The sequence below is a fragment of the Streptomyces celluloflavus genome (assembly GCA_000720995.1).
Classification (GTDB): Bacteria; Actinomycetota; Actinomycetes; order Streptomycetales; family Streptomycetaceae; genus Streptomyces; species Streptomyces celluloflavus.
The window spans coordinates 260,894-274,878 of record JOEL01000003.1 but is presented as its reverse complement, the minus strand read 5'-3'; the positions used below and the strand labels follow the sequence as shown (position 1 = coordinate 274,878).

General features: G+C 74.8%; 11 protein-coding genes. 5 read left to right on the top strand and 6 right to left on the bottom strand.

Annotated elements, in window-relative coordinates:
* Positions 1 to 26: 26 nt before the first annotated feature.
* The 3 genes from IH09_RS04640 (at position 27) to IH09_RS04630 (ending at position 3,602) form a co-directional block, all read left to right on the top strand.
* Positions 27 to 1,175 (top strand): nucleotide disphospho-sugar-binding domain-containing protein, encoded by a 1,149-nt coding sequence (locus IH09_RS04640; protein WP_052854268.1) that lies wholly within the window; start codon positions 27 to 29, stop codon positions 1,173 to 1,175.
* Positions 1,172 to 2,500 carry an enterochelin esterase gene (gene fes, locus IH09_RS04635; RefSeq protein WP_094791108.1) on the top strand — a complete coding sequence of 443 codons (1,329 nt, stop codon included), beginning with the start codon at positions 1,172 to 1,174 and terminating at the stop codon, positions 2,498 to 2,500. The genes IH09_RS04640 and fes overlap by 4 nt, the downstream gene beginning before the upstream one ends.
* A 103-nt stretch (positions 2,501 to 2,603) precedes the next feature.
* Positions 2,604 to 3,602 carry an ABC transporter substrate-binding protein gene (locus tag IH09_RS04630; RefSeq protein WP_052854266.1) on the top strand — a complete coding sequence of 333 codons (999 nt, stop codon included), beginning with the start codon at positions 2,604 to 2,606 and terminating at the stop codon, positions 3,600 to 3,602.
* Positions 3,603 to 3,791: 189 nt separating this feature from the next.
* Here IH09_RS04630 and IH09_RS04625 read toward each other — a convergent pair whose 3' ends face one another.
* Together IH09_RS04625 and dhbC are read right to left on the bottom strand one after the other, a co-directional pair.
* On the bottom strand, positions 3,792 to 5,471 hold the full coding sequence (locus IH09_RS04625) for a (2,3-dihydroxybenzoyl)adenylate synthase (protein WP_052854264.1): 1,680 nt from the start codon (positions 5,469 to 5,471) through the stop codon (positions 3,792 to 3,794).
* Positions 5,468 to 6,673, bottom strand: a complete 1,206-nt coding sequence (gene dhbC, locus IH09_RS04620; protein WP_052854262.1) for an isochorismate synthase DhbC — start codon at positions 6,671 to 6,673, stop codon at positions 5,468 to 5,470. Before dhbC ends, IH09_RS04625 begins: the two co-directional genes overlap by 4 nt.
* 361 nt (positions 6,674 to 7,034) lie before the next feature.
* On the opposite strand from dhbC, the gene IH09_RS04615 reads away from it, so the two are divergent.
* Both IH09_RS04615 and IH09_RS04610 read left to right on the top strand, forming a co-directional pair.
* The gene (locus IH09_RS04615; protein ID WP_052854260.1) at positions 7,035 to 8,105 is read left to right on the top strand and encodes an enoyl-CoA hydratase/isomerase family protein; all 1,071 of its coding nucleotides are present in this window, start codon (positions 7,035 to 7,037) and stop codon (positions 8,103 to 8,105) included.
* A gap of 208 nt (positions 8,106 to 8,313) precedes the next feature.
* On the top strand, positions 8,314 to 10,344 hold the full coding sequence (locus IH09_RS04610) for an ATP-binding protein (protein ID WP_052854258.1): 2,031 nt from the start codon (positions 8,314 to 8,316) through the stop codon (positions 10,342 to 10,344).
* Between the two features lie 18 nt (positions 10,345 to 10,362).
* On the opposite strand, the gene IH09_RS04605 is transcribed toward IH09_RS04610, so the two are convergent.
* The 4 genes from IH09_RS04605 to IH09_RS04590 are packed head-to-tail and all read right to left on the bottom strand — an operon-like array spanning position 10,363 to position 13,950.
* A complete protein-coding gene (locus IH09_RS04605) occupies positions 10,363 to 11,403 on the bottom strand; it encodes a serine hydrolase domain-containing protein (protein WP_052854256.1) in 1,041 nt (346 codons plus the stop codon).
* Positions 11,400 to 12,332, bottom strand: coding sequence for a DUF6895 family protein (locus tag IH09_RS04600; RefSeq protein WP_052854254.1), 933 nt, complete (start codon positions 12,330 to 12,332; stop codon positions 11,400 to 11,402). Before IH09_RS04600 ends, IH09_RS04605 begins: the two co-directional genes overlap by 4 nt.
* The gene (locus IH09_RS04595) at positions 12,329 to 13,294 is read right to left on the bottom strand and encodes a DUF6895 family protein (RefSeq protein ID WP_052854489.1); all 966 of its coding nucleotides are present in this window, start codon (positions 13,292 to 13,294) and stop codon (positions 12,329 to 12,331) included. Before IH09_RS04595 ends, IH09_RS04600 begins: the two co-directional genes overlap by 4 nt.
* Complete coding sequence (locus IH09_RS04590; RefSeq protein ID WP_052854252.1) at positions 13,291 to 13,950, bottom strand: hypothetical protein; 660 nt, start codon at positions 13,948 to 13,950, stop codon at positions 13,291 to 13,293. Before IH09_RS04590 ends, IH09_RS04595 begins: the two co-directional genes overlap by 4 nt.
* Positions 13,951 to 13,985: the final 35 nt, after the last annotated feature.

Sequence of the window (13,985 nt, the reverse complement as noted above, 5' to 3'; positions counted from 1 at the left end):
GGACAACGACGGAAGTGGAGAGCAACATGCGTGTCCTTTTCGCCGGGCCGCCCTTCTTCGGGCTCCTCTACCCGATGGTGCCGCTGGCCCAGGCGCTGCGCGCGGCCGGTCACGAGGTGCTCATGGGCACCTGCGGCGCCGCGGTGGGGCACACCGTGCGGGCCGGCCTGCCCGCCGTCGACTGCGCACCGGGCCTCGACCCCGACGCGCGCTACGCGCAGTTGGAGCGGGACCGCCGCGGCAAGCGGCCGCCGACACCGGGGGAGGGCGGCGAACCACCCCGCGGCCAGGGCTTCTCCTTCTTCAGCGACGAGATGGCCGACCGCATGGTGACGCTCGCCCGGCACTGGCGCCCCGACCTCGTCGTCCACACCCCCAACGGCGTCGTCGGACAGCTGGTGGCCGCGCGGCTCGGCATACCCTCCGTGCTGCACGCCGTCGGCTTCGGGCACACCGCCGCACATGTGCGGATGATGAACAACGCGCTCGCCGGCGCCTACGACCGGCACGGCCTCACCGGCCCCGAACCGCTTGCCGCCTGGCTCGACGTCACCCCGCCGAGCATGACCGCCACCACGGAGCCCGATCGCTGGTTCCTGCGCCATGTGCCCTACAACGGCGGCGCCGCACTGCCCGAGTGGCTCTTCACCCCGACCGCCCGCCCGCGGGTCGCCGTCACGCTCGGCACCGTCCGCCCCGTCGTGGACGGCGTCTCCCCGGTGCGCTGGGTGGTGGACGCGGCCCGCGCGGTCGACGCCGAATTCGTCCTGGCCCTGGGCGGCGCCGACCTCGCCGATCTCGGCCCGCTCCCGGAGAACGTCCGCCCGGTGGACTGGATCCCCCTCAACGCACTGCTCGCCGCCGGCGACGCGGTCATCCACCACGGCGGCGCGGGCACCACCCTGGCCGCACTCGACTCCGGCCTGCCGCAGATCGTCCTGGGCGAGGGCGCGGACCGCCCGGCCAACGCCGCCGCGGTACGCGACCGCGGCTGCGGACTCGTACCGGCCGGCCCCGACGCGTGCACCCCTGAACTCGTCGAACGGCTGCTGACCGACGAGGAGTTGCGCACGCAGGCCCGTGCGGTGGCCGCCGAGATGGCCGCCCTGCCGAGCCCCGCCGACCTCGTCGGCCGCCTCGTCGAACTGGCCCGCACCCACGGGCGGGCCGGATGAACGGCGCCGCACCCCTCGCCCCCGACGCGCGCCCGCGGGCGCGGACCGCCGCCGCGGACCGGCCGCTGCCCCGCCCCGCGGCCGGTCCGCGGATCACCCGGCTCGCCCACCGCCTCGACACCGCCGCACCGGACGAACGCACCGCCCTGGTCGCGGACTTCTGGGCGGCGGCCGAACGGTCCGGCACCCCGCTGGTCGAACCCCTCGACGGCGACCGGGACCACCGGGCCGTCACCTTCCTGTGGCGCGGCCACCGCGCCACCCGCCAGGTCCTGCTGCTCGCCAACCGCCTCATGGACCGCGACCACCTCGCCGGTTCACTGCTCACCCGGCTGCCGGGCACCGACATCTGGTACCGCACCCAGCGGCTGCGCGCCGACCACCGGGGCTCCTACCGGATCGTCGCCGACCTCACGCCCGGCCCCCCGCCGGCCGGTGGCGGACCGCTCCAGGACCGCCTGCGCGCACTGACCGCGCACGCGGCACCCGATCCGCTCAACCCCGGGCGCATTCCCGGCCGTTGGGGAGCCCCGGACAGTTCGGTCTTCGCCCTGCCGCAGGCCCCGCCGCAGCCGTGGCACGCGCGGCGCGCCGACGCGCCACGCGGTACGGCCGAACGGCACCGCCTGCCCGGCGTGACGCTCGGCGACGAGCGCGACATCTGGGTCTACGTCCCCCCGGGTCATGCCGCGGCCGCCCCGCTCGATGTGCTCGTCCTGAGCGACGGCGACATGTGGTTCGGCGCGCTCGGCATCCAGCACACCCTCGACGCGCTGATCGCCGACCGGGCGATCCCGCCGCTGCTGGTGCTGTCGCCGGACGCCGTCGACAACGCCACCCGGTGGCGGGAGCTGGGCGCCCGCGACCCCTGGGCCGACTTCCTGGCACACACGCTGCTGCCCTGGGCGGCGGACCGCTGGCCGCTCACCGCCGATCCGGCCCGCACGGTGGTGGCGGGCCAGAGTCTGGGCGGGCTGGCCGCGCTGTACGCCTGTTTGCGCCACCCCGGCCGCTTCGGCAACGCGCTGGCCCAGTCGCCGTCCCTGTGGTGGCGCCCCGGTATGCCCCGCGGCGTACCGAAGGCCATGACCGGCGGTGTCCCCTGGCTGGCGCAGCAGTTCGCGGACGCCGGCCCGCGCGCCGTCCGGGTCCACCTCGACGTCGGGCTGCACGAGGGCGCGATGGTCGACTACAGCCGGACGCTCCACGACATCCTGCGCGCCGGCGACTACCGCGTCACCCGTACCGAGTTCAACGGCGGTCACGACTACGCCTGCTGGCGCGGCGGCCTGGCCGACGGCCTGGTCTCCCTCCTCGGCCGCTGACCACTCCGGGGAGCGCGTCCGCTGCCCGGCCCCCTCCCGCCGCATCCCCGGCACCCTCCGACCCGTCCCCTCTCCCCTCCCCAACGAACCAGGAGCCACCCCCATGCCGCGTGCTTCCCAGCCGCACCGATCCGCCGTCCGCCGCGCGGCCGCCCTCCCCGCCGCCGTGCTCGCCGCCTCCCTCGCGCTGACCGCCTGCGGCGGTGAGACGACGTCCGGTACGGCCGGGGCAACGGCGGACAAGACCGCCGGTACGCGCAGCGTCACCGACGCCAACGGCAAGCAGGTCACCGTGCCCGCGGCGCCCAAGAAGGTCGTCACGCTCAGCGAACCGACCCTCGACGCGGCACTCACCCTCGGCTTCAAGCCGGTCGGCGCCACCGCCGGACGCGGCCAGCACGGCGTCTCGACCTACCTCGCCGGCAAGGCGGGCGGGGCCGAGATCGTCGCCACCGTCGCCGAACCCGACCTGGAGAAGCTCGCCACCCTCCAGCCGGACCTGATCCTGGTGGACGAGACCGTCGGCGCCAAGCGGGTGCTCGACAAGCTCCAGGGCATCGCGCCCACCGTGCTCACCGCCAAGCTCAACGAGGACTGGAAGAAGGCGTTCACCGCCACCGCGGACGCGCTCAACAAGAAGCCGGACGCCGAGAAGTGGCTCGGCCGCTTCGACTCCGAGGTGGCGACCACCAAGACCGCACTCAAGGGCAACGCCGGGGCCGTCACCAGTGTGGTCCGCTGGCAGGACGGCGCGCCCTCGATCGTCGGCAAGGGCAAGGGCCATGTCGGCGCCACCCTCGCCGCGCTCGGCCTCCAGCGCCCCGCGAACCAGCAGGGCGAGAGCGCCGGCCACAGCGAGCCGGTGAGCCTGGAGAAGCTGGACACGATCGACGGCGACTGGCTGTTCTTCGGCACGCTCGGCGACAAGGCCGCAGGCCAGAAGGCGTACGAGGAGGCCAAGAAGGTGCCCAACTTCGGCCAGCTGAAGGCCGAGAAGCAGGGCCATGTCGTGGTCATCGAGGGCGCCGCCTGGAACAGCGCGGGCGGCCCGATCGCCGCGCAGACGGTGCTGGACAACGTCAAGAGCGCCCTCGCGCGCTGACGGCCGGGAAGGCCGCAGGCCGACGCCCGGGAACGGACGGAGCGGCCGACGCCGGTGGGCGTCGGCCGCTCCTTCGTGTCCGCGGCCGGACGGCGCCGGCACCACCCCCGCACCGGCCTCGGCCACCACATACGGCACGAGGGCCCCGCGCGGCATCGCGGGGCCCTCGTGAGCAGTTGGGTACGCCGGTCACTCCACGGCGGGCACCGGCACCGGTCCGGTCTCCCGTTCCGGTGCGCGGGCCGTGCGGGCGGCCGCGGCCCGCAGGTCCTTCTTGGAGATCTTGCCGATACCGGTCTGCGGGAAGGCGGTCACGAACTCCACCCGGTCGGGCACCTTGTAGGCGGCCAGGCCCCGTTGGCGGATGAACGCCTTGACGGCGGCCGGCTTCAGCGGCGCGGCCCCGGCCCGCAGGATGACGTACGCGCAGGTGCGCTCGCCCAGATACGGATCGGCCTCCGCCACGAGATTGGCGTCGTGCACGGCGGGGTGGGCGAGCAGATGGTTCTCCACCTCCTCGGCCGCGATCTTCTCGCCGCCCCGGTTGATCTGGTCCTTGGCCCGCCCCTCGACCACCAGATGGCCGGTGGGGGTGAGCCGGACGATGTCGCCGGTGCGGTAGAAGCCGTCCTCGGTGAAGGCCGTGGCGTTGTGCCCGGGAGCCCGCCAGTAGCCGCGGATGGTGTACGGGCCGCGGGTCAGCAGATGGCCCGCCTCCCCGGTCGGCACCTCGCGGTCCGCGTCGTCCACGACCCTGATCTCGTCGTCGGGCGAGATCGGCCGGCCCTGGGTGGTGACGATGACCTCCGCGGGGTCGTCCAGCCGGGTGTAGTTGACCAGGCCCTCAGCCATCCCGAAGACCTGCTGCACGGTGCAGCCGAGCGCCGGCCGGACCCGCCGGGCCGCCTCCTCACTGAACTTGGCACCGCCCACCAGCAGCACGTCGAGGCTGCTCAGGTCGTACGCGGACGCGGCCGCCGCCTCCGTCCACACCAGCGCCAGCGGCGGCACCACACCGGTGAGGGTGACGCCCTCCCGCTCGATCAGCGGGAAGGCGGTGTCCGGGCTGGGCTCCGGACAGAGCACCACCCGGCCGCCCGCGTACAGCGCGCCGAGGGTGCCGGGCGAGGAGAGCGGGAAGTTGTGCGCCGCGGGCAGCACGCACAGGTACACGCTGTGCTCGTCGACGCCGCAGATCTCGTTGGAGCCGCGCACCGAGTAGAGGTAGTCGTCATGGGTGCGCGGGATCAGCTTGGGGATGCCCGTACTGCCGCCGGAGAGCTGGAGGAACGCCAGCTCGTGCGGCTGCGGTCCGGTGATCTCGACGGGCTCCGCGAAGACGTCGGCGAGCGGTTCGCAGCCGTCGTCCGCGTCCGGCGGAGAGCCGCCCGCCACGAACACATGGCGCAGCGCGGGCGATGTCGCGCGGACCTTCCCGGCCAGCGCCCGGTAGTCGTAGCCGCCGTGTGCGGCCGGGATGACGTAGGCGACGGCCTCGGTGAAGGCGCAGAAGTAGCCGATCTCGCTCTCGCGGTGCGCGGGCAGCGCGAAGACCGGGAGCGCGCCGATCCGGAAGAGCGCGAAGATCACCTCGAAGAACTCCGAGGTATTGGGCAACTGGACGACCACCCGGTCGCCCTTGGCAATACCGCGTGCGAGGAAACCGGCCGCCAGCCGGTCGGCGCGCGCGTCGAGTTCGCCGTACGTACGGCGCACACCGGCCGCCGGATCGACGACGGCGATCCGGTCCGGGTGCGCGGCGGCGCGGTCCCGCAGCACCTGTCCGAAGGTCTCGCCGCGCCACCAGCCGGCCGCGCGGTAGCGCGCGGCGAATTCGGCGGGCCAGGTCGGCGTGGGCACGGCACTCACAGCTCGGCCCCCACGGCGTGCAGGAAGGTACGGAACTTGGCGGCCGTCTCGGCGGTCTCCGCCGCCGGGTCGGAGGCGGCGACGACGCCCGCACCCGCGTACAGCCGCAGCGAGCGCTCCGCGGCCTCGGCGCAGCGGATGGTCACCACCCACTCGCCGTCGCCGTGCGCGTCACCCCAGCCGATCATGCCGGTGAAGAAGCCGCGGTCGAACGGCTCGGTCGCGCCGATCACCTCGCGGGCGGTGTCGGTCGGGGTGCCGCAGACGGCGGGGGTGGGGTGCAGCGCACAGGCCAGTTCGAGCGCCGAGGCGTCCGGTGTGGCGAGGGTGCCGTGCACGGTGGTGGACAGATGCCACATGGTGGCGGTGCGCACCAGCGTGGGCCCCTCGGGTACCTCCAGCGCCGTGCAGTAGGGCGCGAGCGCCTCGCGTACCGCGTCCACCACGACGGCGTGCTCGTGCAGATCCTTCGCGGACCGGAGCAGCGCGGCGGCGCGGCGGACGTCCTCGGCGAGGTCGGGGCTGCGCTGCGCCGATCCGGCGAGCGGGTTGGCGACGACGCGCGGTCCGCGTCGGGAGACCAGCAGTTCGGGGCTGGCCCCCAGCAGCGTGCGGCCGGGCGCGGTGGGCAGCGCGAAGGTGTAGCCGGACGGGTCGCGGCGGGCCAGCCGTTGCAGCATCGCGGGGATGTCCAGCGGCGCGGGAGCGGTGAGTTCGAGGGTGCGGGCCAGCACGACCTTGCTGAACTCGCCGCGCCACATGCGCTCGACGGCGGCGGCGACGCCCGCCCCGTACACCTCGGGCGCGGGGTGCGGGCGTATCTGCCAGTCCGTCGCGGCCGGTGCCTCGGCGGGCAGTGCGATCAGCGGGTCCGCGGTGAGCGGCGGCGCGCTGCGCACCGACTCGGCGACGACCAGGGCGGCGGGCGCGGCGTGGTCGAAGGGGGTGGCACCGATGACGACCGGCGCGCGGTGCCCCGCGGCGCGGGCCGCGTCCAGCGCGGCGGCCACCCGTTGCGGCAACGGGCCCGTGCCGTGCGGCACTTCGCGTTCCACGCCGTGCGCCAGCAGCGTACGGGTGGGGGTGGCCAGGAAGCGGTCACCGGGCGAGTAGCCGTCCAGGAGCGCGGTGGCCGCCCCCACGGCGGGGTGGGCCGGGCCGGCCGCTGGGACGTGCGTGGCGACTTCGGGTGCCGTCGGCACGGGGACTCCATTTCTCCGAAGGTCCCGTCGGGGAACCGGTGTGGGGTGTGCAGGGAACCGATACGGGTGGGCGAAGTGCGGTGTCCGGCCGGAGTTCCGGCGCGGCCGTGCCGGCGTTGCCGTCATGGACCGGTGCGGTCCGGCACGGAGACCGCCCTGACGAGTAAGGTGAGCCTAACCTAAGCCTAAAGGATTGCCCAGTGATCGAAATCCGGCGGCGGACCGCAACGGCGAAGCCGCCGCCACCGTCTGATGGAGTGGGGGCGAGCAACCGCCCGCGGCCAGCGGGCGCAGCGGATCCTGGAAAGGACGACGAGACCATGTGTGTCACTGCCGCACCGGCGCCGAGCGGAGCGGGCCGATGAGCGCCGACGACTCCGTACTCCTGCACACCGAAGGCCGGGCCGGATACCTCACCCTCAACCGGCCCCGCGCCCTCAATGCCCTCGACCACACCATGGTGCGCCGCATCGACGAGGCGCTCACCGCATGGGAGCACGATCCGGCGGTGGCCACCGTCGTCCTGCGCGGCGCCGGTGAGCGCGGGCTCTGCGCCGGCGGCGACATCCGCGCCATCCACCGGGACGCCGGTGCCGGCGGCGGAGCCTCGTCGCGGGCCTTCTGGCGCGATGAATACCGCCTCAACGCCCGGATCGCCCGCTACCCCAAGCCCTATGTCGCCCTGATGGACGGCATCGTGATGGGGGGCGGCGTCGGCCTCTCCGCGCACGCCGGGGTACGGATCGTCACCGAACGCTCCCGGATCGCCATGCCGGAGACCGGCATCGGCTTCGTCCCCGACGTCGGCGGGACCTTCCTGCTGGCCCGCGCCCCCGGCGAACTGGGCACCCACCTCGCGCTCACCGGTGCCGCGGTCGGCGCGGCCGACGCCCTGCTGCTGGGGCTCGCCGACCACTTCGTCCCCGCGGCGCGGCTGTCGGACCTCGCCGACGGGCTGGCCGGCGCCGGTGTGCCGGAGACCGTGGCCCGCTGCGCCGCCACCGCGCCCGGCGGCGAACTCGCCGCCCACCGGGAGTGGATCGACAGCTGCTACGCGGCCGACACGGTCGAGGAGATCACCGAACGGCTGGCGGACAGCGGCGAACAGGCCGCGAAGGAAGCGGCGGAGACCCTGTACACCAGGTCTCCCACCTCCCTGAAGGTCACCCTCGCCGCACTGCGCCGGGCCCGCGCGCTCGGCTCCCTGGAGCACGCCCTGGACCAGGAGTACCGCATCGCGTGCGCCATGCTGACCTCGCCCGACCTGGTCGAGGGCATCCGCGCGCAGATCATCGACAAGGACCGCGACCCGCGCTGGACACCGGACCGGTTGGCCGCGGTGACCGCGGCCGAGGTCGCGCGGCACTTCGCGCCGCCGGCCGGACCGGACCTCGGCCTCGGCGCCGGCGGGGCGGCCGCACGGGACGCGTGACGGCGGGCGAATCCCCGGCCGCGGCCCGGCCGGACGGCGGCCGGGGACGCTGTCCGTCAACCTCGTCGCGGTAGACCATCGGGTGACACCGGGCCCGCCGGACACCCCCGCCCTACCGCGAAACCACCGCGCCAGGGGCGGTATCCGGCGGCCCGCGGGGGCCTTTGCCGTCCTCACCCCGGTGCCGCAGGTGCGGCAAACTGGCCCGGTGGAGAGCAATATTCCCGAGGAATCGACCAGCTTTGTCGGTCGACGGGCCGAACTGCGCCGACTGGACAGCGAGTTGGCGCGGCACCGGCTGATCACCCTGACCGGGCCGGGTGGTGTGGGCAAGACACGGATCGCGATGCGGGCCGCCGGAGCGGCGCTGCCGCATTACCCCGACGGGGTGTGGTGGGCCGACCTCGCACCCCTCCACGGTGAACAACTGCTGCTGGCCACCGTCTCCGATGCCGTCGGACTGTCCGACCACACGGCCCGGATGCCGGTGGCGGCACTGTGCGAATGGCTCGCCGACAAACAGCTGCTCCTGGTGCTGGACTCCTGTGAACACCTCGTCGATGCCTGCCGCAACCTGACCGGCGATCTGCTGACCGCCGCCCCCGGGCTCACCGTGCTGGTCACCAGCCGGCAGCCGCTGGAGGTCGGCGGCGAATGGGTCACCGAGATCGAACCGCTGCCCGTCGAGGGTGACAACGATGCCCTCGCCTTGCTCGCGGAACGGGCGGCCACCGCGTCCCCCGGGCTCCGGCTCACCGACCCGTCGCACACGGCGGCCGCCGCCGAGATCTGCCGCCGTCTCGAAGGCATCCCGCTGGCCCTGGAACTGGCCGGCGCCCAGCTGGCGGACAGCACCCCCGAGCGCGTTGCCGAGCGGCTCAACTCCCGCTTCGACACCCTCGACGGCGCCGGCTGGGCATGGACCCCGCGCCACCGGACGCTGCGCACCGCCATCGGCTGGAGCCACGAACTGTGCGAACCGCTGGAGCGGCTGCTGTGGGCGCGCCTCTCCGTCTTCCGGGGATCATTCGACGAGACGTCCGCGCGGGCCGTCTGCGCCGGCGGCCCGCTCTCCGCACAGGGGGTCCGCACGGCACTGGCCGGACTCGCCGCCAAATCGGTGCTCACCCGTGAGGGCCAGCGCTTCCGCATGCTCGACACGCTCCGCGAGTACGGCCGCATGTGGCTGGCGGAACTGCGCGAGGAACCGGCCCTGTCGGCCCGGCACGCCGCGCACTTCGTCGGCTTCGGCCGCCTGGCCGAGACCGGCTGGCTGGGCCCCGACCAGGTTCAGTGGTACCGGCGGGTCGCCGAGGCGCATATCGACCTGTGCACCGCGCTGGACCACCTGCTCGTCGTCGACCCGGAACGCGCCCTCGAACTGAGCGCCGCGGTCGGCTTCTTCTGGAGCTGCTGCGGCCATCTGCACGAGGCCCGGGACTACTTGGAACGCGCCCTCGTCGCGCACCGCACCCCGTGCCCGGCCCGCACCCGGGCGCTGTGGGCGCTCGGCGTCGGCGTGCTGCTCCAGGGCGATCTGGAGACCGCCGACGAACTGGGCCGCCAGTGCTCCCGCGCCGCCCGCGCCGACGACGACGTGGAGGCGATGCTCGCGGCCGGCTACCTCGTCGGCCTCACCCACCTGATGGCGGGCCGGCCGCTGGCCGCGTACAGCGTCGCCGACCAGGCCCTCGGCCCGCTGGTGAACGCCCCGTTCGACTCGCCCGCCCGGCTGCGCTGCCATCTCATCCGGGTCTTCGCCCTCACCGGCCTGGGCAAGCTGGCCGAGGCGCGGACCGAGGCGACCGCACTGCGCCGCGGCTGTGTGGAACTGGGCGAGTACTGGACCCGCGCCTACACCGACTACCAGCTCTCCCTGATCTCCCTCTTCCAGGGCCGCCCGAAGGACTCCGCGGACCACGCCCGCGCGATGCTCGCCGGGAAGAAGGGCATCGGCGACAACTTCGGTATCGCGCTCGGCCTCGACCTGCTGGCCGCCGCGGTGGCGGCACAGGGCAACGGCGAGGGCGCCGCCCTCATCTACGGCAGCGGCCAGGCGTTCTGGCGCACCGTCGGCCACCCGCAGCGCGGTACACCGGAGCTGCGCGCGGTCCGCGAGGAGTGCGAGCAGCGGGCCCGCGCGGCGATCGGCGACCACGCCTACGCGGACGCCTTCCGCCGGGCTACCGAGGAACGCCCCGAGGCATCCCTCGCCCGGGTCCTGGCGGGCGAGCTGTAGGGGCGCCGCGCGGCGGGCTCAGGGCGCGGGCTCGCCGCCGAGCGCGTACAGCAGCTCGTACGCCGTGCCGGTCAGCCGGCAGCCGCGGCCGCGGCGGGTGGCGAGGGCGACGACGCCGGTCCGGGACACCGGGTGGTAGCCCAGGAACGCCTGCTGGCCGAAGGTCGCCCCGGCGTGGAAGAGCAGCGGCCCGCCCGGCGCGGGGTGCTGGTACCACGTCAGCGTGTGGGTGTGGCGGTGCCGCAGGCCGCGCCGCAGCAGCGGGACCTGGACGTCGCGCAGCGGCCCGCTCAGCGCGGCGGAGTCGGGGGAGAGCAGCGCTTCGAGGTAGGTCAGCAGATCACCCGGGGTGGCGCGGACCGCCCCGGCGGCGGCGAAGCCGCCCATGTCGGAGCCCGGCACCGGCGTACGGCCGTCCGCACGGTGCCCGACGGCGTCGGTGCCGGTGGGGCCGGGGCCCAGGGCGGTGCCGGTCAGCGCGAGCGGGCGCAGCACGCGGTCGGTGAGCAGCGTGCGGTAGTCGGCACCGGCGGCCCGCGCCATGGCGGGGCCCAGCAGCGCCAGCCCGAGGTTGGAGTAGTGCCAGCGGGTACCGGGCGGATGACGGGGCCGGGTACGGGCGAAGGTGCGCAGCAGCCGCTCGGTGTCGTACCCGGCGTAGCCGCTGCGGTACGGGCGCAGCAGCGCACCCGCCACCAGATCGCGCGGGACGCGCGGCAGCCCCGCGGTGTGCGTGGCCAGATGGCACAGCGTGATCCGGCGCGAGGCGGGGTGCGGGAGCCGCAGGTCCGGCAGATGGGCGGCGAGCGGATCGTCGAGGCGCAGCACCCCGGCCCGCGCCAGGTCGGCGAGGAGCAGCACGGTGAAGGTCTTGGAGAGCGAACCCAGCTCGTAGCGCAGTGCCTCCCGCGGCCGGGGCGGCGGGCAGGCGGTGCCGCCGGTGACCAGGGTGCGCTCACCGCGGCGGGTCACCGCGAGCACGGTGTCCGGGGCGTCGACGGCGGCGAGCGCCCGGGTGAGGCGGTCCGCGAGGCGGGTGCCGGGGCCGTGCGGGCTCATCGGGCGGTGCCGGGGGAGAGCGCCCGGGAGGTGGCCATCGCGGAGGCGAACGCGGCGACCAGGGTGGGGTGGTGGACGAGGTCGAAGACCTCCGCCGGGTCACCGGCCGGCATCCCGTGCTGGATGGGCATCGCACCGCTGCCGCACTGCGCGGCGGCGTACCGTTCCCACAGCTCGCCGTCCAGCGTCGGACGCGGCAGGCAGGCGTCCACGACGAGGAGTTCGCCGAGCAGATCCCAGTGTTCGAGGTCTGCCCAGTCCTCCATCCACGCGGGCAGGTACCGCGTGAGGTAGGCGGCGATCGCCGGCGGGATCCGGCCGGGCGCCTCGCCCCAGTTGGTGAGGTGGAAGACGGTGTGGGTGAGGTCGTAGGCGATGTGGTATTGCACCGACCACGGTTCGGGCAGCTGCCCCAGCCAGGTGCGGGCCACGGCCCGGTCGAAGTCGCCGCTGGGCGCCAGCCCCATCTTGCGTTCGGCGTTGAGCACACCGAGCCGCCGGTTGGGCACCATCTCCAGCGCCGACCACGTCGTGGTGCGCCGGCACACCTCGATGGCCGCCTCCAGCTGGGGGTGGCGGTGGCCCAGTTCGTGGAAGGGCGCGTAGATCTCCAGAGACACCGGGGAGAGCGGTTCGGCGCGCTGCAGCGCGGCCAGCACATTGCCGCCGTCCAGCAGCTCCCGCCAGGCGAAGTCGAGCAGCTGTCCGGCGCGGGCGTGCTGCCGGGAGCCCGCCACGCCCTCCCGGAAGAGCACCTGCATATTGATCGCCAACTCGCCGATCGGCTTGAGCCGTTCGATCACCGCGCCGCTGGTGGCGTGGTCCTCGGGCATCAGCCGGAAGTGCTCGCGGTGGGCGTCGAGCCAGGTCAGCGCGCGGTCGCCGACCTGGTGCAGCAGTGCGGGGGGTGCGGCCGTCGGTACGGTCACGGGGCTGCCTCGCTTTCGAAGGGGGGCCGTCCGGCCGCCGCCGGGCCGTCCGCGGCCTCGGTGGCGGCGATCCGGGCGAGGGTGCCGGCGAAGACGGTCACCAGGGTGGAGTGGTAGCAGGCCAGGAAGGTCTCCGCGGGGTCGGCGGACCGGGTGGCGGTGCCGGTCTCGGGGACGGCGCCGTCGGAGGTCTGGGCGGCGGCCAGCCGCTGCCAGGCCGCCGCGTCGTACGGAGCGTCGGGCAGACAGGCCGTCACCGCCAGCAACTCACCCACCAGGTCCCACAGCTGTTCCTCCAGCCAGCACTCCAGCCAGGCGGGCAGCCACAGGCGCAGATATCCGGCGTGCGCCGCGGGCAGCCGCCGGCGGGCGCGGCCCCAGTCGGTGAGGTGGAAGACGTCATGGGTCACGCCGTACGCCGCCTTGCGGTCCAGCGTCCACGGCTCCGGCAGCAGGCCCAGCCCGGTGTGCGCGAACTCGGCGTCGGCGGCGGCGTGCCGGGGCAGGCCGATCCGCCGCTCCGCGTTGAGCACGCCGAGCGTACGGGTGTGGTCCTCGCGCGCCACCCGCCAGCCCCGCAGCCCGGTCGTCGTCACCAGCAGCTCCTCCACGGCGGCGTGGCGGAGCCCGGCCTGCGCGAAGATCCCGTACAGCTCCACCGGATAGGTCGCCCGCGGCTCACCGCGGATCAGCTCGGCGAAGAGCTCCCCCTCGCCGGTCTCCTGCCAGGCGAACGCGAAGAGGGCGTCCGCCCGCTCGCGGATCTCGCGCCGGGGGTGCGCCGTCCGGGTGAGCTCGGTGAGTTCGGCCAGTTCACCGAGGGGTTTGAGGGTCGTGTTGGGGTCGGCGTCGGTGGTCACGTCCGGCGGCAGTCGGAAGGACGCGCGCGCCCCGTCCAGCCACCCCAGGCCGTCACCGACCAGCCGGTCCAGCAGCGCCGGGTCGCCCCGGCCGCCGGTCACCACCCCCGCCCGTGGAACCGCCGGGCGGCCACGACGTGCAGCGCCACCCGGGCATCCCCGCCGCTCATCTGCCGGACGAAGGCCAGCCCGCCGTCGAGGCCCAGCGTCGGCGGCACCTCGGGCAGCCGGGCCAGCCAGCGGCCCAGACCGGCCGCCTGGAGCCAGTCCTGACGGCGTACCGCCCGGACGAAACCGCGGGAGAGATCGTCGGTGCGTGCCGCCAGCGCCTCGGCCAGCCCCGGCGCCAGGCCGGGGAGCGCGAGGGCGGCGAGCTGGGAAGCCCGGTGGGACAGCCGTGGCCACGGGTCGGTGCCGATCCACCCGGCGCCGGCCTCGGGCGGACGCGGCCAGCCGTCCGCGCCACCGTTCAGAAAGGCGTGCGACGCCTCGATCAGGCCCCGGTAGCTCCACACCGACACATCGGAGGCTGCCACCCCCGGCGGATATGCCGCGAGCGCCTCCCTGACCACACTCTCGTCCTCGCCGCCGGGTCCGGCCCGGTGGCCGAGCGCGTACGGTGCGAGCGCGTCGGCGCCCAGCACCCGGATCGCGGCCAGCGCCAGCGCGTCCCCCTGCCGCAGGGTGCGGGACAGCGCGTAAGGGTCGCCCTCACCCCGCAGGGCGAGGGCGACCCCTGTCGCAGCATCAGCGATCACAGCGCTCAGTGGGACTGCTCCCTGCGCCTGTTCAG